18 protein-coding genes and 3 pseudogenes are annotated in these 21,030 nt (G+C 69.9%); 15 read left to right on the top strand and 6 right to left on the bottom strand.

Annotated features, from left to right (window positions below; translation table 11 throughout):
- The first annotated feature begins 14 nt into the window (after positions 1-14).
- From ABIA35_RS16975 to ABIA35_RS16990, 4 genes and pseudogenes are all read left to right on the top strand, one after another.
- Positions 15-233, top strand: coding sequence for a nuclear transport factor 2 family protein (locus tag ABIA35_RS16975; RefSeq protein WP_370358484.1), 219 nt, complete (start codon positions 15-17; stop codon positions 231-233).
- A 104-nt stretch (positions 234-337) separates the two neighbouring features.
- Entirely contained in the window at positions 338-1,075 is a 738-nt protein-coding gene (locus ABIA35_RS16980; protein ID WP_370358485.1) for an SDR family NAD(P)-dependent oxidoreductase, read from the top strand.
- A 101-nt stretch (positions 1,076-1,176) separates the two neighbouring features.
- Positions 1,177-1,410: pseudogene (locus ABIA35_RS16985) on the top strand (catalase-related domain-containing protein); the annotation flags it as partial.
- Between the two features lie 28 nt (positions 1,411-1,438).
- A pseudogene (locus tag ABIA35_RS16990) lies at positions 1,439-1,603 on the top strand (hypothetical protein); the annotation flags it as partial.
- A 93-nt stretch (positions 1,604-1,696) separates the two neighbouring features.
- On the opposite strand, the gene ABIA35_RS16995 reads toward ABIA35_RS16990, so the two are convergent.
- Together ABIA35_RS16995 and ABIA35_RS17000 are read right to left on the bottom strand one after the other, a co-directional pair.
- Positions 1,697-3,304, bottom strand: a complete 1,608-nt coding sequence (locus tag ABIA35_RS16995; protein WP_370345359.1) for an amidohydrolase — start codon at positions 3,302-3,304, stop codon at positions 1,697-1,699.
- A 108-nt stretch (positions 3,305-3,412) separates the two neighbouring features.
- On the bottom strand, positions 3,413-6,169 hold the full coding sequence (locus ABIA35_RS17000; RefSeq protein ID WP_370358486.1) for an AAA family ATPase: 2,757 nt from the start codon (positions 6,167-6,169) through the stop codon (positions 3,413-3,415).
- Positions 6,170-6,335: 166 nt separating this feature from the next.
- On the opposite strand from ABIA35_RS17000, the gene ABIA35_RS17005 reads away from it, so the two are divergent.
- Positions 6,336-7,025: an alpha/beta fold hydrolase gene (locus ABIA35_RS17005; protein ID WP_370345363.1), complete on the top strand. Its 690-nt coding sequence runs from the start codon at positions 6,336-6,338 to the stop codon at positions 7,023-7,025.
- A 32-nt stretch (positions 7,026-7,057) separates the two neighbouring features.
- On the top strand, positions 7,058-7,903 hold the full coding sequence (locus ABIA35_RS17010) for an alpha/beta fold hydrolase (RefSeq protein ID WP_370358487.1): 846 nt from the start codon (positions 7,058-7,060) through the stop codon (positions 7,901-7,903).
- A gap of 44 nt (positions 7,904-7,947) precedes the next feature.
- Here ABIA35_RS17010 and ABIA35_RS17015 read toward each other — a convergent pair whose 3' ends face one another.
- On the bottom strand, positions 7,948-10,209 hold the full coding sequence (locus ABIA35_RS17015) for an NB-ARC domain-containing protein (RefSeq protein WP_370358488.1): 2,262 nt from the start codon (positions 10,207-10,209) through the stop codon (positions 7,948-7,950).
- 102 nt (positions 10,210-10,311) lie between these two features.
- Here ABIA35_RS17015 and ABIA35_RS17020 point away from each other — a divergent pair, with 102 nt between their 5' ends.
- The 6 genes from ABIA35_RS17020 (at position 10,312) to ABIA35_RS17045 (ending at position 13,616) form a co-directional block, all read left to right on the top strand.
- Positions 10,312-10,467 carry a hypothetical protein gene (locus ABIA35_RS17020; RefSeq protein WP_370358489.1) on the top strand — a complete coding sequence of 52 codons (156 nt, stop codon included), beginning with the start codon at positions 10,312-10,314 and terminating at the stop codon, positions 10,465-10,467.
- 46 nt (positions 10,468-10,513) lie between these two features.
- Positions 10,514-11,023 (top strand): MarR family winged helix-turn-helix transcriptional regulator, encoded by a 510-nt coding sequence (locus ABIA35_RS17025; RefSeq protein WP_370358491.1) that lies wholly within the window; start codon positions 10,514-10,516, stop codon positions 11,021-11,023.
- 167 nt (positions 11,024-11,190) lie between these two features.
- A complete protein-coding gene (locus ABIA35_RS17030) occupies positions 11,191-11,754 on the top strand; it encodes an NADPH-dependent FMN reductase (protein WP_370345373.1) in 564 nt (187 codons plus the stop codon).
- 2 nt (positions 11,755-11,756) lie between these two features.
- On the top strand, positions 11,757-12,548 hold the full coding sequence (locus ABIA35_RS17035; protein ID WP_370358492.1) for a pirin family protein: 792 nt from the start codon (positions 11,757-11,759) through the stop codon (positions 12,546-12,548).
- 34 nt (positions 12,549-12,582) lie between these two features.
- Positions 12,583-13,137, top strand: coding sequence for an ester cyclase (locus ABIA35_RS17040; protein WP_370345377.1), 555 nt, complete (start codon positions 12,583-12,585; stop codon positions 13,135-13,137).
- Between the two features lie 62 nt (positions 13,138-13,199).
- Positions 13,200-13,616 (top strand): nuclear transport factor 2 family protein, encoded by a 417-nt coding sequence (locus ABIA35_RS17045; RefSeq protein ID WP_370345379.1) that lies wholly within the window; start codon positions 13,200-13,202, stop codon positions 13,614-13,616.
- 237 nt (positions 13,617-13,853) lie between these two features.
- Here the strand turns inward: ABIA35_RS17045 and ABIA35_RS17050 are convergent, their stop codons facing one another.
- A complete protein-coding gene (locus ABIA35_RS17050) occupies positions 13,854-16,610 on the bottom strand; it encodes an AAA family ATPase (RefSeq protein ID WP_370358493.1) in 2,757 nt (918 codons plus the stop codon).
- A gap of 280 nt (positions 16,611-16,890) precedes the next feature.
- Between ABIA35_RS17050 and ABIA35_RS17055 the strand changes: the two genes are divergently transcribed.
- Complete coding sequence (locus tag ABIA35_RS17055) at positions 16,891-17,841, top strand: NADP-dependent oxidoreductase (RefSeq protein WP_370358494.1); 951 nt, start codon at positions 16,891-16,893, stop codon at positions 17,839-17,841.
- A gap of 43 nt (positions 17,842-17,884) precedes the next feature.
- Here ABIA35_RS17055 and ABIA35_RS17060 read toward each other — a convergent pair whose 3' ends face one another.
- A complete protein-coding gene (locus ABIA35_RS17060; RefSeq protein WP_370358495.1) occupies positions 17,885-18,199 on the bottom strand; it encodes an Atu4866 domain-containing protein in 315 nt (104 codons plus the stop codon).
- Positions 18,200-18,432: 233 nt separating this feature from the next.
- Entirely contained in the window at positions 18,433-19,314 is an 882-nt protein-coding gene (locus ABIA35_RS17065; protein ID WP_370358496.1) for a helix-turn-helix transcriptional regulator, read from the bottom strand.
- 147 nt (positions 19,315-19,461) lie between these two features.
- Here ABIA35_RS17065 and ABIA35_RS17070 point away from each other — a divergent pair, with 147 nt between their 5' ends.
- Positions 19,462-20,325 carry a helix-turn-helix domain-containing protein gene (locus ABIA35_RS17070; protein WP_370358497.1) on the top strand — a complete coding sequence of 288 codons (864 nt, stop codon included), beginning with the start codon at positions 19,462-19,464 and terminating at the stop codon, positions 20,323-20,325.
- A 230-nt stretch (positions 20,326-20,555) separates the two neighbouring features.
- Positions 20,556-20,921, top strand: a pseudogene (locus tag ABIA35_RS17075) (SDR family NAD(P)-dependent oxidoreductase); the annotation flags it as partial.
- Between the last annotated feature and the right edge of the window lie 109 nt (positions 20,922-21,030).

Consider the following 21,030-nt stretch of genomic DNA (forward strand, 5'->3'; position numbering starts at 1 on the left):
TTTCGGCCCCGCGCATGGGACGTCGATCCGCGGCTCCTCGAATATCGACCGACAAGCCCGACACCGTCATCGCGGAGTGGAGCGTCAAGGGCCACGTGATCCCCACCGGCAACACGTACAACATGGCCTACGCGACGTTCGTCACTGTTCGGGACGGACAGATCACGGGCTACCGCGAATACTGGAACCCGCTCGCCTTCGGTCAGGCGCTGGAGGGTGTGTCCTTCGGCTAGCGCGTGGCAAGGTCCGTGCCCAGGTGCCACAGACCGCCCCGCGCCCAGCAGTTCCGTGTCCATCAGCAGCCGTGCATGCGTGACCAGCTGAGGAGGGCCGGCCAATGGCCGACAACACCGACAACACCGACAACACCGATAACGCCGACAACAAGGACGGAGGCCGACGGGTCGCTGTGGTGACCGGCGGATCCGGTGCCATCGGCGGTGCGATCGCCGCGCGCCTGGCAGAAGATCACACCGTGGTGGCCCTCGACCGCGATGGTGACGTCGCTGTCGACCTCGCAGACCAGGCCCAGGTCCGCCAGGCGGCGCAGGAGGTGCTCAGCCGGCACGGCCGGGTCGACGTCCTCGTCCACGCCGCGGCGATGGTGGCCTTCGAGGCGATCGAGGAGTTCGACCTGGAGCTCTGGCGTCAAGTCCAAGCCGTGAACGTCGAGTCGGCCCTGCTGCTCACCCAGGCCTTCACGCCCGGGATGCGCCAGCGTCGATTCGGCCGCTTGGTCTTCGTCGTCTCCAACACGTTCTGGCGTCCGGCCGGCGGCCATCAGATCGCCTATGTGGCCTCCAAGGGTGCGCTGATCGGCATGGCACGCGCCCTGGCAGTGGGACTCGGCGGCGACGGGGTGGCGGCGATGGCCGTGGCCCCGGGACTGACCCGCACGCCGGCCACCAGCGTCGTGCCGGCCGAGGAGTTCCAGGACGTGGCCGCGCACCAGGCGCTGGCCAGGCCCCTCACCTCGGACGACGCGGCCGCCGTCGTCGCGATGCTGGTCCGCGATGACGCCGCCGCGCTGACCGGGCAGACGCTCATGGCCGACGGCGGCCTGGTCCTGAGCTAGACCAGAGGGCGGGGCCAATCGCACCCGATACAGCTCGCCGAACGCTGAGCGCCGCTACAACAACGACATGAACCCCGCGCACGAGGCACAACGGGAGATGCAGGCCCGGCCACGTAAGGAGCGGCAACCAGGGCGGAGTCCCCGGCATCGAGCCCAACAACTTCGGCCGCTGGGCCGAGCAGCCTTCATACGCCGACCCGGGGCTGCCGGTCGGACAGAGCGCTGACCATTTCGACTTGCGCCAGGACGACGACTACTTCACCCAGCCGAGAGACCTTTTCCGACTGATGACGGCGGTGCAGCAGCAGGAACTCTTCGACAACACGGCGTGCGCTCCTGGCCGCAGATCGCGATGTTCGCCGCATGCTGGAAGGCGTCAAGCCGAGCCGCGCCATCGCCCGCACACCCTCCTTCGCATCCTTCCTCGCCGGCGAACTTCTCCCCGGTGAGGCCGTTGACGACAGCGAGCTGGCCACATTCATCCCCGGTGCCATTGCCGTTGCCGTTGCCGTTGCCGTCTACGGTCATCCCACCTCCACGGTGCCGATGGGCGGGCCGGGCGACCCGGGGGCCGTCGTCGATGCGGGTGTACAAGGCCTGACAGCCGTTCGCCGCGTGCTGCTAGGGAACGACGACGCCGAGCCCTCCGATGAACGTGTGCGTGGGATTCAGGTCGCGCAGCTCCTCGACCGGGCACTGACCGGGGTCCCGGTCCCAGACGGTGAAGTCGGCGAGGCGCCCGGGTGAGAGCATCCCGCGCAGGCGGTGTTCCCCGACCAGGCGGGCCGCGGCGGTGGTGTGGAGCGCGACTGCCTCGTCGTACGTGATGGCGTGTTCGGGCCCTTGTACGCCGATCACGGACTGCCGGGTGATCATGCCCCACACCGAGCGCATGGCGCCGAACTGCCCGACCGGGAAGTCCGAGCCACCGGCGATCAGGGCGCCGGTGTCCAGCCACTGGCGGGCGGGGAACAGGCGGGCGACGCGTTCCGGGCCCCAGAATCCGGTCTCGACCTCAGCAGTGTCGTGCAGCAGCGGCAGCTGGATGGTGACCGGGATGCCGAGGGCCACGGCGCGGGCCCGTTGTTCGGGGCCGGCCAGGCCGCCGTGCTCCATCACCAGGGTGCCCGGCGGCAGGCCCGGGTTGTTGCGCAGGACACGTTCATAGGTGTCGAGCAGGACGCGCACGGCGCGGTCCCCGTAGGCGTGCGTTCCGACCCGCCAGCCGCGCCGCACCACCGCCTCGACCGCTTCGGTGAAAGCGCCCGGCTCCCAGGTGAGCGTGCCTGAGAAGCCGTGGTCGCAGGCGTACGGCTCCTCCGTGGCGCCGGCCTCCAGGCCGCCGTCCAGCCCGAACTTCACGCCCCAGACACTCAGCCAGGGATCGGAGGCATATCGCCACTGCTCCATCTCGTCGAGCAGGTCCTCCACCTGGGCGGTGGTGGAGAGCCCGAACGTCGCGATCAGGGCCCGGACCCGGGTGTTGAGCGCGCGCTGGTGCCGGGCGGCGAGCAGGTTGCGGTAGTCCTCGGGCCAGACCGCGCAGTCGCGGACGGTGCCGATGCCGGTCGCGGCGTACTGCGCGCTGGCCAGCCGGAGGCCGTCCACGATCTGCGAAGGATCGTCCGCGGGCACGAGCTGCTCGACCAGCCGCTGCGCCGTGTCGATCAGCCGCCCGTCGAGCCGGCCCTCGGCGTCGCGCCCGATCACGCCGCCGGGCGGCACCGGCGTCTGCTCGGTGATCCCGGCCAGCCGCAGCGCGTAGGAGTTGACGACATCGTTGTGCCCGCCCCGCTTCACCAGCACCGGGTGGCGGTCGGTGGCCCGGTCGAGCTCGGCCGCGGTGGGCATGCGCCGCTCGGCCAGGTTGAGCTCCTGCCAGTTCGTCGTGGTGCGGATCCACTCGCCCTCGGGGGTGGTGGCCGCCCGTTGCCGGATCAGCTCCACGAACGCCTCGATCGTGCGGGCCAGGTGGACGGGGACGTCGTGTGCGCTGCGGCCGGCGAAGACCAGGTGGGTGTGGGTGTCGTCGAACGCCGGCAGCACCGTGGACCCGGGCAGGTCGTGGACCGTGGTCCGGTCGGCCACCCAGCCGTCCAGGCCGTTCGGATCGGCGGAGGTGGCCACGACGCGGTCGCCGCGCACCGCGATCGCGCGCTGGACGGGTAGGCCGGGGACGAGAGTGTGCACCTTGCCGGCCCGGACCAGAATATCAGCACCATGATTCATACCCTCGACACTAGGAGCGGGTACGCCGGGCCCGCTCCCGTCATCTGACCTACTTCCGCCGGCGGACCCCGACCCCGGACCCCGGACCCCGTCCCCGGACCACCCGGCTCAGTCGCGCGCGAACGGAGCCAGCGCGTCGCGCAGGGCGGCCCGCGAGCTGACACCGAGCTTCGGGAAGAGCTGGTAGAGGTGGCTGGACACCGTCCGTGGAGACAGGAACAGCTTCTCGGCGATCTGCTTGTTGGTCAGACCGGCCGCCGCCAGCCGGGCGATCTCCCACTGCTGCGGCGTGAGCCTGACGCCCTCGGTCCGCGGCGTTGTGTGCACCACAGCGCCGCAGGCGCGCAGCTCCTGGTTGGCGCGCTCGGCCCAGGGCGCCGCCTCGAGCCGGGTGAAGGTCTCGACGGCGTTGTCGAGGTACAGCCGAGCTCGCGCCGGAGCCTTGCCCCGCCGCAAACGCTCGCCGAAGTACAGCTGTATTCGCGCCGTGTCGAAGGGCCAGCGCTCGGTGCCCTCGATGGCCAGCGCGTCCTCGAACCCGCGCTCGGCCTCCTGGTCGTCCTCGGCCGCCAGTGCCGCCGAAGCCAGCAGGATGAAGCGCAGACGCTGGGAGACGGCATCCAGGCCGGCCCGCCGGGCCGCCGCGACGTGCTCCCGGGCCTGCTCTCGGTGCCCCGAGCGCACGGCCGCCTCGACCTGGTCCAGGATCGACCACAGCGCGTGCCCGGCGAACGGCGCGAACTCGCCGGTCGGCGTGATCACCGCCGCGTGGTGGTGGGCCCGCTCGAAGTCGCTCTGCGAGAGCGCCATCAGGGTCCTGGCATGCGCGGCGTAGCGGCGCACGGCCTGGGAGCGGCGCTGGCCCGCCCACATGTCCATCTCGTCGGCCAGTGCCCGGGCCGTCGCGAAGTCGCCGCGGACCGCCGCCAGGCACGCCAGAACCCACTTGCCGGTCCAGGAGCGCAGCCGGTATCCCAGTTCGTCGCACATCCTCAGGCTGGTGCCGACCACCTCGCGCAGCTCGGTCCACTGCCCGCTGCTCCAGGCGTGGCTGCCCCACAGGAAGGACGCCTGGATCGCCGGGAAACTGTTCGCTCCGGTGCTGCCGCCGCGCGCCGTGCTCCGCAGCTGCTCGTCGATCGCTCCCAAGCGGTCTGCGTAGGCCCCCGCGGTGGCGATCCGCACGATCCGCGCGGGGTCCGGCTCGCCGGGCAGGGCCGCGAGAGCGGCGTCGAGCCGGGCCCAGTCCGCGGGCCGGGCGCGCGCCGGATCGGCGAACGTGGTGCGCAGCAGGTGCAGTCCGTCCGGGACCGCCGTGCACTTCGCGGCTATGGCGTCGTAGTGCGCCCACTCTTGCGCGCGGCCCGCGTGGACGCTGACCATCAGCAGCGCGGAGAGGGCCTCGCGCGTGGTGGTGTCGTCGGTGTCGTAGGGCTCGGGCAGGTGGGCGAACGCACCGGTCAGCAGACGGCACGCGGTGTCGGTGTCGCCGTGGCTGTTGATCAGGTACACCGCGGTGGCCACCGCTGCGGCCAGCGAGTCGTCGTCCGGCGAGGCCTGCTTCGCGGAGTCCAGCAGACGGGGGACGTCGCGCACGAAGCCGGTGAGGTTCGCGCCGAAGTACGCCGCCTTGGCCAGCCGGCGGGCTCGTTCGGTCCCCGCCGGGCTCAGGTCCGCCGAGCGCAGCAGCGCCGCGACCGCGTTCGGGCCGTCGCCGCGCCGGGAGCTCAGATCGGCGACCTCCTCCAGCAGAGCCGCGAGGGACTCGTCGGGATCGACCGTGGCCTGCGCGAGATGCCAGGCCCGCTGCTCCGGTACGTCCCGCCAGACCTCCGCCAGCGCCCGGTGCACCCCGCGCCGCTGATCACTGGTCGACAGGGCCACCACCGCCGAGCGCATCAGAGGGTGGCGGAACGTCAGCCGGCCGGTCCCGTCATCGACGTCCACGAGCCGGGCCCGCTCGGCCGGCGCCAAGTGCTTCAGGTGGCACTTCCCAGCAACCGCCTGGCGGATCACCCGCAGGCTGCCGGTGCCTTCCAGCGCTGCCACGAGCAACAGGTGCCGGGCGGCGGCCGGCAGGTGCTCGATGCGGGAGGCGAACATCGACTGCAACCGCTGTGTCAGCGGCAGCCGGTCGGGCAGGGACCAGGTCTGGCTGCGCTGGGAGTCGGTGAGAGCAGCCGGCAGTTCAAGAAGGGCCAACGGATTGCCCTCCGCGGCGGCCATCAGGCTGTGACGCACGCGCGAGGCCAGCATCGGGAAGCTGCGGGTCAGCAACGCCTCGGCGGCGGCGGAGCTGAGCGGCCCCACGTGGTGGAAGGGAATCCCGCCGTAGTCGAAGAAGCTGTCCTCTCCCATCCTCGCGGCGCACAGCATCCCCGCGCCGGTACCGGGCAACTCCTGGGCGACCCGTGCCAGGACCCCGGCGCTGGCCCGGTCCAGCCACTGCGTGTCATCGAGCGTCAGCAGCATGGGCTTGTCGACAGAGAGCTTCGCGACCAGCGTCACGACGGCTGCGCAGACCGCGTCGTCGCCCGCCGGCTCGGCTCGCGCGCTTCCCAGGATCGTGGCGAGCACCGGGATGTCGGCCGCTGCCTCCCGGCTTTCCGGTGAGGATTCCAGCAACAACCGCAGGGCGCCGTATGCGATCTGCGCGCGATACTGCACGCCGCCTATCGACAGGATGGCGAGCCCGGCCCGTTCGGCTCGTTCGGCCGCCGCCGCGAGCAATGCCGTCTTGCCGACTCCCGCCTCGCCCAGAACGACCAGCGCCCCGCCGAAGCGCGGCACGTCGGCCAGGAAAGCGTCCAGCCGCGCCAAATCCTCTTCGCGGCCGATCAGGGAAGGTTGTGCCTCGCTCGCCATGGGCTCAGTCAAGCCGCGGCGGTGCGCGATCACCAGGAAAAGGAGCGGGCAAAAGTAGCCGCCGCCTGGCGCGAACTAGGTCACATGACTGGAGCGGACGTGTCTGCCGCGCTTCTACCTTCGAGGCAAGGGCCCACATCAAGCCCGGAAAACCACTGGAGGTTCGATGAGTGACAGCGTGCGCGGGAACGTGGTTCTCGTCCACGGCGGTTTCGTGGACGGTTCCGGATGGCAAGGCGTCTACGACGCTCTGAAGGCCGACGGTTACAACGTGGCCATCGTGCAGAACGCCACCTTCTCCCTCGAGGGCGACGTCGCCACCACCCATCAGGTCATCGCCGGGATGCCCGGGCCGGTGACGCTGGTCGGCCACTCCTATGGCGGCGCCGTCATCACCGAGGCCGGGACCCATGAGTCGGTCAAGGCCCTGGTGTACATCACGGCGTTCGCGCCGGACAAGGGCGAGTCCGTCAATACCCTGATCGCCGACCCGCCGCCCGGAGCGCCGGTGCCGCCGATCCTGCCGCCGCAGGACGGGTTCCTGTTCCTGGACCGGGAGAAGTTCCCGGACTCGTTCGCCGGGGACCTGCCGCGCGCTCAGGCCGAGTTCATGGCCGACTCGCAGGTGCCGTGGGGCCTGGAGGCCCTGGGCGGCGCGGTGTCGGAGCCGGCGTGGCGGCACAAGCCGGCCTGGTACCTGGTCGCCGCCGACGACCGGATGATCCCGCCGCCGGCCCAGCGCATGATGGCCGAGCGGATCGGCGCGCAGGTGGTGGAGGTGCCGGGCAGCCACTCGGTGTACCTGTCCCGGCCCGGTGACGTCGCCGACATCATCAAGCAGGCCGCCGACGCCTGAGGCGGACGGCGAACCCACACGCGAGGAGTTCCATGAGTTCTGATGTTTCCCGCCGCCGGGTTCTGGCCGGCGGAGCGGCGCTGGCCGGATCGGCGGCGCTGATCGCCGCGCACGAAGGAACCGCCGCCGCGGCCTCGGCGCAGACCGATGGAAGGAACCCGAAAGTGAAGCCCACGATCGTCCTGGTGCACGGCGGCTACGCCGATTCGTCGTGCTGGAACGCCACCATCAAGGAGTTGCAGTACAAGGGCTACACCGCGATCTGCGGGTCGAACCCGCTGCGGGGCATCCCGACGGACGCCCCGTACATCGCGAGCCTGCTGGACTCCATCAGCGGACCGGTGGTCCTGGTCGCGCACTCGATGGGCGGGACGGTCATCACGAACGCCGCCGCCGGCAAGGCCAACGTCAAGGCCCTGGTGTACATCTCGGCGTTCGTGCCCGACGTCGGCGAGACCCAGGGCGACCTGATCAACAAGTTCCCCGGCAGCGAGGTGCTGCCGGTGAGCGTGCCGGTCCCGTACACGAAGGCCGACGGCACGACCGGCACCGACCTGTACCTGTCCAAGGACGGCCAGGCCGCCTTCGCCGCCGACATCTCCACCACCGACTTCAAGGTCCTGCAGGCCACGCAGCGGCCGTTCGACGCCGATTCCTTCACGTTCCCGACCACGGCCGCGGCCTGGAAGACCATCCCGGTGTGGGGCCTGGTCGCCGGTCAGGACAAGGCGATCCCGCCGGCGTGCGAGCGCTGGATGTACCAGCGGGCGAACGCGCGCAAGGTCGTCGAGGTGCCGACCTCGTCCCACGTCGCGATGATCAGCCACCCCCGGGCCGTCGCCGACCTCATCACGGACGCCGCCGAGGCGGTCAGCTGATCGCTCGTGAAAAGCGGGTGGGGAGCGGAGAACCCGCTCCCCGCCTACATGTCGGCCCGCCACTGCTCCAGCACCTCGTCGATCGCGGCGATCCGGTCGGCGGCGTCCAAGCCCGAAAAGCGGCTCCGGGCTGTCTGGAGCATCGGGACGGCCTCGTCCGGCCGTCCGAGCCGATACAGCAGTCGCGCGAATCGTTGCTCCAGATCAGCTTGCTGACCTGCCAGATCCGCCAGGTCGGCATGCGCGAGCACCCGCCGATAGGACTCCTCTGCCAGGCCGTCCTCGCCGAGTTCCTCGTGGGCCATGGCCAGATATTTGGTGCCGACCACCAGGCAGACGTCGGCGATCCGCTGCCGAGCCGGGTCCGGCTGGGGGATCCGGGCCACCTGCTCCGACCGGTGGAGCACGGTGATCGCCTCTCGCGGGCGTTTCATGGAGATCAGGTTCACGGCCATCATGTGCAGGCTTTGCAGGTGTCCTTCCCAGTCGCCGAGACGGACGAACAACCGCTCAGCCTGTCGCACGTAAGACAGAGACGCAGCCGGGTCCTGAGCGACGAGAGCGCTTGCCGCGTACTGGAGACCCCAGGCTTGCTGGCGGACGTCCCCTGCCTGTTCGGCGATTCGGGCGGCGCGCAGTGCCGTCTGCGCGGACAACTGCTGCTCCCAGCGGACCCCTTGTGCCCAGGACAGATAGTTCAGCTGCGTGGCTTGGGCCACGGCGTCGCCCATCTGCTCGGCCGCCTCGGCGGCCAGGGCGAACAGCTCGTGCCAGTGCGGCCACTGGGGCCAGTGGTCTGAGAACCAGTGCTGAGCCTCGGCGGTGTCGACGACCCGCTGGTTCCAGCCGTGATCGGCGGCGACGCGCACCGCGCCGAACCAGTTCTCGGCCTCGTCGTGCAACCAGGCCGCCGCCAGCTCGGACGTCGACAGGTCGACCGGCAGGCTCCAGTTCACGGGGGCGGCGCCGTAGCCCGGCTCGTACCACCGGCCGGCCGCGACGGCGACGTCCAGCAACCAGTCAGTCATGAGCCTGACCAGCGCGGCGCGTTCGGCGGGAGCCTCCTCGGCGACCAGGCGGTCGGCGGCGAACAACCGGATCAGGTCGTGGAAGGCATAGCGCGAATCGTCGCCCTGCGTGAGCAGCACCAGCTCCAGGAGCTCGTCCAGTAGATCCTCGGTGTCCGGGACCGAGGATCCGATCACCACCGAGGCCAACGGGGCGGTGAAGTCGGGCCCCGGTATCAGGGCCAGGCGGCGGCACAGCCGGCGGGCGTCCGGGCTCAGCTGGTCATAGGACATGCCGAACGCCGCGGTGATCTGCAGGTCGCCGGCGTTGATCCGTTCCAGGCGCCGCTCGGAGTCGGCCAGCCGGTCGGCCAGCTGCCGCGCGGTCCAAGCCGGTCGGGTGGCCAGGCGGTTGCCGATGATGCGCAGGGCCAGCGGCAGCCCGCCGCACTGCGCCGCGAGTTCGGCCAGGCCCTCGGCGCGGGGCCCGTCGGCGTCACCGATGATCGAGGCCAGCAAGGCCACAGCCGCCGCGGAGTCCAGGACCGGAACCGGCAGGCGGGCCACGCCCTCCAGGCCGGTCAGCAGGCGGCGGCTGGTCACCAGGACCATCCCGGCCCCGGCGCCGGGCAGCAAGGGCCGAGCCTGCTCCTCGTCCCGGACGTTGTCCAGGACGACGACGGCCGGCCGTTCCTCCAGCAGCGTCCGGAACTGTCCGGACCGGCCCTCCAGATCGTCGGGCAGATCGCGGTTCCCGACCCCGAGCGCCTTCAGGAGCCGGAACAGCGCGGTGCTGGGATCGAGGGCTTGCGAGTCCATTCCCCGCAGATCCACGTAGTACAGACTGAGGCCCCGTGCCCGCGCGAGCCGTCGGCCGGCTTCGACGGCGAGCGTGGTCTTGCCGATACCGCCGGGCCCGGACAGCACCACGACCGAGGCCGTCGCATCCGAGCCGTCCGCCAGGTCCGCGAGCCGTGCCAGTTCCGTCTCGCGCCCGGTGAAGTCCGGAATCGGCCGTGGCGGCACGCACCAACCGGTGGGTGCGGTGACGGGCCGCTGCCGCCCCTGCTCGGCCAGGCGCTCCAGTGCCTCCCGCGCTGTCTCGTCCAGCCCGAGACCGTCGGCCAGGGACATCACCGTCCGGTGTTGCGGACCCAGGCTGTGCCCGCGCTCCAGGCCGCCGATCGTCCGAGCGCTGACGCCCGAGGCATCCGCCAGCGATTCCAGGGTCAGTCGCGCTCGCAGTCGTAGCCGCCGCAGCTCTTCGCCGAACGTGGTCGCTGACCGTTCATCGCCCACAGCCACTCCGATCACAGCCGATCAGATCCGGTCCCCGAGACCGATCGACGTCTTTCGAGTACCGTCGAGCCACTGATCTTGCCATGGAGGGGAGCAACTGGGATGCCGACGCCCGGGCAGCACGGCGAGCGCCTCGACGACACGTCTGGCACGAAGACACTGGAGGCGGCCCGAGCCCACTTCCTGCATGTACAGGCCTCAGCGGAGGTCGCGGACGTGGACGAGTTGCTGGAGAAGTGGAGCGGCGCGCAAACCTGACCTGTGTAGTCGGCGACCGGCTGACTTGAAGGCTAAACTCATCGGCATGACTGTGATGCCGCGACAGGACGATGCCGACGCACCCGCAGCCGAGTCTTCCGACTTGTGGCTCACCTCGGACGAGCTGTCCTCGTGGCTGTCCGTGGTGCGCCTGATCACCCGGCTGCCGTGGGCCATCGACTCCGAGCTTCAGCGCGATGCCGATATCAGCATGGTCGAGTACATGACGATGGCGATGCTCGGCGAGGCGCGGGACTGGACGATGCGGATGAGCGAGCTGGCCGATCAGGCCAGTGTGTCGCTGTCGCGGCTGTCGCACCTGGTCAAGCGCCTGGAGGCGCGCGGCTATGTGCGTCGGGAGCCGGATCCGCGGGACGGCCGGTTCACGAACGCGATCCTGCTGCCGGCCGGGAGGCGCAAGATGGAGGAGGCCGCGCCGGCGCACGTGGCGTTCGTCCGCCGCCTCGTGGTCGACAATCTCTCGCCCGAGCGGCTGCGGCGCCTCGGGCAGGACGCCGAGCGGATCCTTCAGCGGATCGACTCGCCGGCGCGCTGAGCCGCGCGAGGCTGCCCCGCATCTTCGCCGGTCAGCGTCGACTTCTCCCGTATCACTTGAATGTTCATGCGATCGGGCCTAGATTTGGTCGCAGAGGGACAAGCGTGAGCGGGTCACATCCCGACTATCACGTGAATGTTCAAGTCATCACGAAGGGGAGTGGCGTCATGAGCGACCTGCGGATCGCCGTCATCCTGGGCAGCACCCGGCCGGGCCGGCGAGGCGAGGGCGTGGCGCGATGGGTCATGGAGCGCGCGAAGGGGCGGGCCGGCGCCGACTACGAGCTGGTCGACCTGCTCGACTACCCGCTGCCGCACATGGACGAACCGCTGCCGCCGTCCTTCGGACAGTACGCCGGCGAGCACACCAAGGCCTGGGCCGAGACCATCGGGGCCTACGACGGATTCATCTTCGTCACACCCGAGTACAACCACTCCGTCCCCAGCGTCCTGAAGAACGCCGTCGACTATGTCTACGCCGAGTGGAACGACAAGGCCGCCGGCTTCGTCGGCTACGGCACGGTCGGCGGTACCCGCGCCGTCGAACAGCTGCGGGGGATCCTGTCCGCCGTGAAGATCGCGCACGTGCACCAGCAGCTGGCCTTCTCGGTGTTCACCGACTTCGACGAGGACGGCGCCTTCATCCCGAACCCGCGCCACGAGCCCGCGATGACGACCCAGTTCGACCAGGTCGAAAGCTGGGCGCGAGCGCTGAAGACGGTCAGGGGCTGACCATGGCGGCGTCCGGCACGCCGACGGTCGACATCCGCCGCTCCGGCGACCGGTCCGAGACCGAGCTTTCGTGGCTGCACGGCCGGCACTCGTTCTGGATCGGCGGCCGGCCCCACGACCCCGACAACACTCACCACGGACTGCTGATGGTCCATAACGAGGACGTCATCAAGCCGGGCACCGGCTTCGAGACGCACCCGCACCGGGATATGGAGATCGTCACCTGGGTCCTCGAAGGCGCCCTGGTCCATCAGGACTCGGTCGGCAACTCGGGGATCATCTATCCCGGGCTCGCTCAGCGGATGAGCGCCGGCACCGGAATCATGCACTCGGAGAAGAACGATTCCCGGCGCCTCGGCGGCGAGCCGCACACCGATCCCGTGCATCTGGTCCAGATGTGGATCGTCCCCGATGAGAGCGGCGTCACGCCCGGCTACGAGCAGCTGGAGATCGACCATGAACTGCTGTCCGGGGCGCTGGTGACTGTCGCCTCGGGCATGCCGAAGCACGCCGATGACACCGCCATCCGCATCCGGAACCGCGACGCGGCACTGTACGCGGCCCGACTGATACCCGGACAGCCGATTCAGCTGCCCGAGGCCCGGTACCTGCACGTGTTCCTCGCCCGCGGCGCGGTCGAGCTTGAAGGTGCCGGCGCGCTCGCGACCGGAGACGCCGTACGCCTCACAGCGACCGGCGGCCAACGAATCGCCGCCCTGGAACCCGCCGAAATTCTCGTCTGGGAGATGCACGCGGCCCTGGCCGGCCCGACTTTCGTTTGCGCAATGACTTGAAGGTTCAAGTAACTTCATCGAAGGGGAGAACACCGTGAACACCACCTCGAAGCGCATCGGGATCGCCGCGGCCGTCGCCGCCGTGGCTGTGGGGGGCTTGACCGTCGCGAGCGGCACCGCGAGCGCGACGACAACCGACCGGCCCCACGGCCTCGACAACGCCAAGGTCAGGGCCAACGAGGCCGTCGTCGAAGCCTTCATGCGCGACGTCCTCGACAACCACCGCGGCGATCACGCCGCCGCCTACTTCACCCCGACCATGGCCTGGCACGGCGGCAGCGTCGGCACCGTGTCCGGCGCCGGCAACGTCGCCGGGCTGATGACCGCCGTGGTGACCTCGATCCCGGACCTGCGCGCCGCCCAGCAGGACATCGTCGCCCAGGGCGACGAGGTGGTGGTCCGCCTGGTCGTCACCGGCACCCAGACCGGCCCGATCCTGAACATCCCCGCCAGCGGCAAGCCGGTGCGCTGGGACGCGATCGACGTGTACCGCCTGGCCGGCGGCAAGATCGCCGAAGAGTGGGCCGGCGAGGACTTCACCGCCTTCCTGAACGACACCGGGACCTACAAGGCCCCCTGGATCCAGTGACTTCGCTGACGACGCCAGACCCGAAACCCGTACCCACCCACACAGAGAAGGAGACAACTGTCATGCATGAGAACGAGAAGATCATCCGCGCCGCCTACCAGGTCGCCGAGGACCAGGACGTCGCCGGCTGGGTCGCCGCCTTCACCGAGGACGGCACCTTCACCGACGAGTCCATCCCCTACACCTACCAGGGCCCGCAGGAGCTGGGCCTGACCGTCGAGGTCTACGCCAAGGCGTTCCCCGACATGCACCGCGAGCTGGAGAAGTTCTACGTCGTCGACAACATGGTGATCGTGCAGCTGCGGTTGCAGGGCACCCACACCGGCCCGCTGGAGCTGCCGACCGGCACCGTCCCGCCGACCGGCAAGCGGATGGACGCCCCGTGCTGCGACGTCTTCGAGCTCGTCGACGGCAAGATCAAGCGGTTCGACTGCTACGCCGAGGGCTCGGTCATCGCCAAGCAGCTCGGGCTCGCCTGACACCCGCTGACCAGAGCACGGCACAAAGTGCCCATACTCCGCCGCACCATGCCCGGAAAGGCAACCAGGACCATGTCCGTGCTCGACTCCGCCACGAACCGACGCTCGTTCCTGACCCGATCCGCGACGCTCGCGGCCGCCCCGGCGCCCGCATTCGCCCAGCGCCGGCCTCAGCCCACCAGGCCGGCGCACATTCGTCGGCGTGGATCTCCGCTCCGTCTGGTGGGGATCCACGCCTCACCGCGTGAGCGGCAGGTCCCGGAGCTGTCGCCGCGAGGTGATCTCGAGCTTCTTGAAGATGCTGCGCAGATGCGCGTCGATCGTCCGCGGGCTCAGGAACAGCTGCGCTCCCACCTCCTTCGACGTGGCGCCGGTGGCGACCAGCTTGGCGATCTGGAACTCCTGGGCCGTGAGCCGGCCGGCGCCGTGCCCGCCGGGCCCGGATGGCCGAGTCTCGACGCGCTCTCCCAGCGCGCTCAGCTCACGTGCCGCGCGCGTCGCGAACCCGTCCGCTCCGATCGCGGTCAGCATCTCGTGGGCTTCCCGCAGGTTGGTCCGGGCGGCCTGGCGGTGGCCGGCCCGCCGTAGCCACTCGCCGTACAGGAGCCGGGTTCGTGCGGTGTGCAAGCGGCCTTCGCTGTGCTCGAAGTTGTCGATCGCGGCGCGGTAGAGGCCGTCGGCGGCCGGGCCTTCGGCGATGAGGGCCCGGCAGCGCAGTTCCACTCCTGCGGCCCACTCGGTGCGGTTCGCTCCCGTTCGCTCCGTGAGCGTCTTCACCATGGGTACCGCGAGTTCCCGGCGGCCCGACCGGACGGCGGCTTCCACGAATTCGTGCGGTGTGCAGGAGTGGAAGCCCATCTCGTCGAGCTCGGCCGATGGTCGGCAGGCCTCCAGCGCTTCCTGGTACCGGCCGCGGCTGTTGAAGAACACCGCCTGGGCGAACTCGATAGCGGTGACGAGCCGTCCCTCGCCGCGTTCGACGGCGCCGCGGCGGGCCTTCTCGGCGAGTACGGCCGTCCGGCTGTCCCCGCGCCACGCGGCGAGGGTGATCTCGACGTACTCCATTCCAGGCGCGCCGATCTCAGCGGCGATGGCGCAGGCCTCGGCGACGTTCGCGGTGGCGTCGTCGAACCGGCCGGCGTGGATGTCGGTGAGCGCGAGGTAGCTCAGGGACACCGGAAGCGCCGCCACCGTACCGGTCGAGCGGGAGGACCGGACCTGGCGGTCGGCCAGGGTGCGCCAGGCCGTGTCCTCGAACAAGTCCATCGCGGCGCTGCAGGCCAGCCAGACCTCCCCCGGCGAGAACGCGTCGTCGTCCTCTTCCTTCACATAGAGGTCGACCACCTGGCGCAGGAGCGGTGCGGCTTCCAGGAATCCCGATCTGACCTGCGTCGTCAGGCCGTCTAGCAGGAGGTCGACCGGTCTGGCCGGCGACGGCGCGGGGAGCACCGTGCGAGCCCGGTCGGCCGTCTGGAGCAGGCGGGGGCCTTCGGTGAACCGGCCGACGAAGACGGCGCCGGCCAAAGCCTCCAGGAAGATGTCCCGGGCGGCGGCCTCGTCCAGGCCCATGGTCAGGTTCGCGGCGTATTCGAGCCGTGCGACCGCTTCGTCGCTGCGGGCCTGGTCGAAGGCGATCCTCGCACGCAGCGTGGCGCCGCGTGCGTGGCGCGAGGCGTCGCAGGGCCCCGCGTCGGCGACGGCCAGGAGCTCCAGCGCCCGGTCACCGGCGCCGGCGTCCCGCTTCGCGCACGCCGCCGCGAGCGCTCGCTCGGCCCGCCGCGCCGGGTCGGGAGTCAGCTGGGTCGCCGCTTCCAGGAACGCCGCCGCGGCGGCGATGCCGCCCCGCGCCCGGGCCCGGCCGGCCGAGAGTTCGAGCGCGTCGGCCACTCCGGCGTCCGGGCCGCAGGCGGCCTGGGCGCGGTGCCAGGCCCGGCGGTCCGGCTCCTCGCCGTCGTCCATGGCCTGGGCCAGCGCGCCGTGCACGGCCCGGCGGTCGGACAGTGGGGCATCGCGGTAGATCACAGACCGGACCAGCGGGTGCCGGAAACGCACCCAGAGCCCGAAGGCGATCAGGCCGGTCTCCTCCGCGGGGGTCGCCGCGGTCGAGCCGATGCCCAGCCGCTCGGCCGCGCGCCATAACAGGACACTGTCTCCGGTCGTCTCCGCGGCGGCCGCGAGCAGCAGGAGCCGGGTGTCCGGCGGCAGTCCCCGAAGGCGGGACCGGAAGCTGGCCTCCACCTTGCCCGAGACCGGGACCGCGTCGGGCGCGGCGAACCCGCCGGCCAGGTCCGCGCTGCGCGGGAGCTCCAGCAGGGCCAAGGGGTTGCCGCGGGACTCGCCGAGGATGCGGTCCCGTACCCGGTCGTCAAGCGGCGCCCGGATCCGCGATCTCAGGAGGCTGAGGGCGTCCGGCTCCGGCAGCCCGTCGAGCCGGAGTTCGGGCAGTCCCGCCAGCTCCCACTGGACTTCGGGTTCGCGGATGGCGAAAAGAAGCGCCACCCGCTCGTTCTGGACTCGCCGTGCGACGAACGCGAGCGTCCGCGCCGATGCCTGGTCCAGCCACTGTGCGTCGTCGACGACGCACAGCAAGGGCTGCTTCGTCGACGCCTCCGCCAGCAGCCCGAGCACGGCTAGGCCTGCCCGGAAGCGGTCCGGAACACCCTCGCCTCCCATCCCGAACGCGGTGCTCAGGGCATCGCGCTGAGGCGCGGCAAGCTTCCCGAACCCGTCCAGGACAGGGGAGCACAGCTGGTGCAGGGCGGCGAAGGCGAGCTCGGTTTCGAACTCCACGCCGCTGACCCGCAGGATCCGCACGTCGTCAACGGTGAGAACGGACTCCAGCAGGGCGGTCTTGCCGATGCCCGCCTCGCCGCGCACGACGAGCGCCCCGCCCCGGCCCGCTCGCAGCTCGGTCACAAGCCGGTTGAGGGCAGCGGATTCCGCCCGCCGTCCGACGAGATCCGAGCCTTGGGCCGGTGCGGGACGATCTTTCATGTGCGCAGCTTCCCCATCGTGCGCGCCGCCTGAGTGCTGCGACGGCGAGATGGTTGATGAATTCTCAACAATAGCGCGGGCGGGCGAGGTGGTGCCCGGTGCGCGAGCCGCGTCCCGCACCGAGAACATACCAAATACTGACCACTTGGCCGATTGCCTAGTCCGCGGCATCGGCGAAGCTAGGCGATCTTCACCGATGCGGATCTCCGCATCCGGCGGAAGGCTTGAGGGCCGGTGGCATCCGACCGGTGCGACCGCGGCCGACGCAGGAGGTCACCTCATGAAGGCGCTTGTCGCGCGCGACTATGGTCCCCTGGAGGACCTGGTGGTCGAAGAGATGCCCGTCCCGGTCCCGGGGCCCGGACAGCTGCTGGTCCGCACCGAGGCCGCCGCGCTGAACCCGGCGGACACGGCCTTGATTACCGGCGCGATGCGGGATGTGCTCCCGGTCGGGCACCCATTCATCCCCGGGGTCGACACCGCCGGCATCGTGGTCGCGGCGGGCGAGGGCGTCACCCGGTTCGCGGTCGGCGACCCGGTCCTGGCCTGGAACGGCATCCCGTCGGGAACGCTCGCCGAGTTCGCGATCGTCGGCGACGGGCCGGGGACCGGACACCGTCCCGCCGCGCTTGACCCGGTCCGGGCCGCGGCGCTGCCGACCGCCACGCTCACCGGCGCCGCGCTGCTGGACGCCGCCGAGGTCAAGCCGGGCGGAACCCTCTTGATCGTCGGCGCGTCCGGCGGCATCGGATCGTTCCTGGTGCAGATGGCAGTCCAAGCCGGCGTGCGGGTCCTGGCGACCGGCCGGGCAGAAGACGAGGAATACCTGCGGGGCCTCGGTGCGCACGAGTTCATCGACTATCGGGACGCCGCCGTGGCGGCCCAGACTCGGCGGCTGGTGCCCGGCGGCGTCGACGCGGTGATCGATCTGGCGCTGGCCGGACCGGCGCTGGCGGGCTCGGCCGCGGCGGTGCGGTCCGGCGGTCTGGTGGTGTCGCCCAAAGGCGGCCCGGATCTGTTCGACGGGGGAGTCACCGGCGTCTATACCGGCGTCACCCGGCCCGAAGGCCGGCTCGAAGGATTCGCGACGCAGGCCGCCGAAGGCCGGCTGCAAGTGCCGATCGCGGCCGAGTACCCGTTCGCCGACGTGCGGCAGGCGGTCATCGATTTCCCCCGGCGGCACCTGCTCGGCAAGGCGATCGTCGTGTTCCCGCTGATCGAAGCGGAGTGATGCGGCCACTATGTCCCGCCGCCCGGAGAGGCAGTGCCGCGGCCTAGGCAGCTCCGGCGCCAACGCTGGCGCCGCCTCCGCCGGAGCCCTTGTCGTGCTCCCGGTAGAGCACCAGGTGCTCGTGGTAGAGGACGCCGTCGCGGACATCGCCAGTAGCGGTGAAGCCCGTGTCGTCCTGGTAGTCGATGTGGTCGCCCCGGACCGTGTACGAGCCGGTGTAGGCACTCGGGCGATCGCCGCGAGCCTCGTCGTAGCGTCCGTCCGCGCGCAGTTCCTGCCGGATGTAGCCGTCTTCGGTCACCCACATTCCAACGAAGGGGTGCCGGGCCGGTCCGGGTTCTCTGGTGTCGCCATTCATGAAGCCACCATCATCCCGACGCCGCCGGGTGACCAGGCCGCGTCTTCCCCAGGTGTGGCACACCCAGGAAGACCGTGTCCTGGTTTCCGAGCTGAGGCTGAGCTCAGGATGACGCATGGCTGATCTCGAACTGCTCGTCGTGGTCCTGGCCTCGGTGCTGCTGAGGAGCAGAGCCTGAGGAAGGCCGTTCTGCTTCAGCGCCACCCCGCCGCGACGGCTCAGGCCGCTGGCGATCAGACCTCTGACAGGGTGTCCGCCGACTGATCGGCCGCGGGCTTCCTCGCCGCGGCCTGCTTCGATCCCGCGGCCATGATCCGCAGCGTCTCGAAGGCGGCGGCGGTTGGGCTGGCCGGTTCGGCCTGGTACACGACCAGTTGTTGATGAGGGGCGCCGTTGACGGTGAAGGATGCGAACTTGATATGCAGGTCTCCGACCGAGGGATGCTTCAGGTGCTTGCCTTCTTGGGACTTGCCCTTGACCTCGTGCATCTGCCAGAGCTGAGCGAATTCCTCGCTCTGGGCAGACAGTTCAGCCACGACTTCCGCGATGCGGGTTGATTGCGGATCGTATCCGTAGGCCGACCTTATTTCGGCGACACAGGAGTGCGCGGCACGTTCCCATTCTTGATAGAACTCGCGTCCCGCCGGATCGACGAAGACCATGCGGGCAAGATTGTCGAACTCCTCGAACCCGCTGTGCAGGGCTGTAGCCAGAGAGTTGCCCGCCATGATGTCGAGGGCCGGCCCGACGACGAAAGCCGGAGTGTCTTCCCAGCCGTCCATCAGCTGCAACAACTGCTGGCTGGCGCCCGTCTCGCCCCGGTCACGCGGGCGCTGTGAAGCGTGCAGACAAAGGCGGTTGAGGTGGTCCGTGGACTCCGCGTCGAGTTTGAGTGCCAGGGCCACCGCATCGAGCACCTGCGGGGACGGACTGTTCTCGCGTCCCTGCTCGAGTCTTATGTAGTAGTCGGAGCTGACACCGGCGAGCATTGCGACTTCTTCTCTGCGCAGTCCCGGCACCCGTCGCCGTCCGTGTTCGGGCAGACCGACGTCATGCGGTTTCAAAGCCTCTCGGCGGGCTCTGAGAAAATCGCCCAATGGCGTCCCATAGCTCATACTGATAAAGGCTATACTATCTTCGGCCGTTGTGCAGTGGCCGCGCGGCGATAATCTCGTGATGTGGTAGCAGGTTACGCACGGTGGGTGTAACGCACCCACCGTAGGACGGTCTCTTGGCGGAGTTTTGCCTCTAGCCTCAGCAGTATGTCCAATGATGCGCGTCATGATCCGGTGGAAGGTCTGGGTCAGTTCCTCCGGGCCCGCAGAGAACGCCTGGCTCCGGCTGATGCCGGTCTGCGCGGCCTGCCGGGTTTGTCCGGCCGCGGGCAGCGCAGGGTGCCCGGCTTGCGACGCGACGAGATCGCGATGCTCGCGGGTATCAGCGTCAGCTACTACAGCCGACTTGAGCAGGGTCGCGAGCTCAGCCCTTCATCCCGGGTGCTGGACGCGATAGGCCGCGCGTTGCGTCTGGACCAAGCGGACATGGGGAAGCTGCGCAAACTCGCGCTGCCATCAGCTCGCCGTACCAGGCCGCCGGCCCGAGTCGAGCGCCTCCGCCCGCACTTGCGCCAGCTGATCGAAAGCTGGACCCGGACGCCCGCCTACATCATCGGCCACGCCCAAGATCTGTTGGCCACCAACGCTCTGACAGACATCCTCTACAGCGACTTCGCGCAGCCCGACAACGTGCTTCGCATGCTCTTCCTGGACCCGGCCGCGAAGACCTTCTACCGGAACCCGGAGCGGATGAAGCGTCACGCGGTCGCCGACCTCCAGCGGGCCGCGGCGAACGCACCCGATGATCTGCGCATTGTGGAACTCACGGGTGAGTTGTCGGTGCGCAGCAACGAATTCCGCTCTCTGTGGGCTCGCGAATATGTCGCGGTGCCGCCGTACGACATCAAGCAGATATGCCATTCCGTCGTGGGAGACATGGAGCTGAGACACGAAGCCCTCGACATTCGCAACGCTCCCGGACAACAGCTGATCATCCTTCAGGCCGAGCCGGGTTCCACCTCCGCCGACAGCTTGGCCCTGCTTGGTTCCCTCGGAGCGGGGCCGCTCTGAAGCTGTCTTCATCAGGCCAATAGTTACCAGAGTTTTGATACATGCCACAGCGCCGAGTCGCGTTGGCGGTGTGTTCGCCTGCCCCTGAGTGCGGCCCGATCCGCCTCGCCTCTCCTGGGAATGGGACTCCCAGGAAGAGTGCGGCCTTCATAGCTCCGTGGCCGACGGCCAGACTCGAGAACGTCAGAAGGAAATACCCGAAGAGGGCAGCCAAGAAAGCAGGTTCTCCCATGGCCACCTGGTTTGTCACCGGTGCCGCTCGCGGAATCGGTGCCGAAATCGCCCGCGCCGCTTTGGCGGCCGGAAACAATGTCATGGTCGCCGTGCGCGATCCGGATCGGGTGCCGGCCGATCTGTCGGACTCCCACCGGGTCTCGACGGTCGCTCTGGACGTCACCGACCAGGACGGCATTCCGCGGGCGGTCCAGGCCGCCGTGGACCGGTTCGGCGGAATCGACGTCCTGGTCAACAACGCCGGACGCGGTCTGCTCGGGGCGCTGGAGGAGATCACCGATGCCGAGGCCCGGTCGCTGTTCGACCTCAACGTCTTCGGCCTGATCAACGTCACCCGGGCCGTGCTGGCCGCCGTCCCGCGCCACGTCAACCTGACCGAGATCACCATCCTGCCGACAGCGCAGGCGATCTGAGAGACACCCGTAGCCGGCGCCCGCGTTTCGCGGGCGCCGGCTCAGTTCGTCACCACGT

The organism is Catenulispora sp. MAP12-49, from assembly GCF_041262705.1.
In the GTDB taxonomy this organism is placed as follows: Bacteria; Actinomycetota; Actinomycetes; order Streptomycetales; family Catenulisporaceae; genus Catenulispora.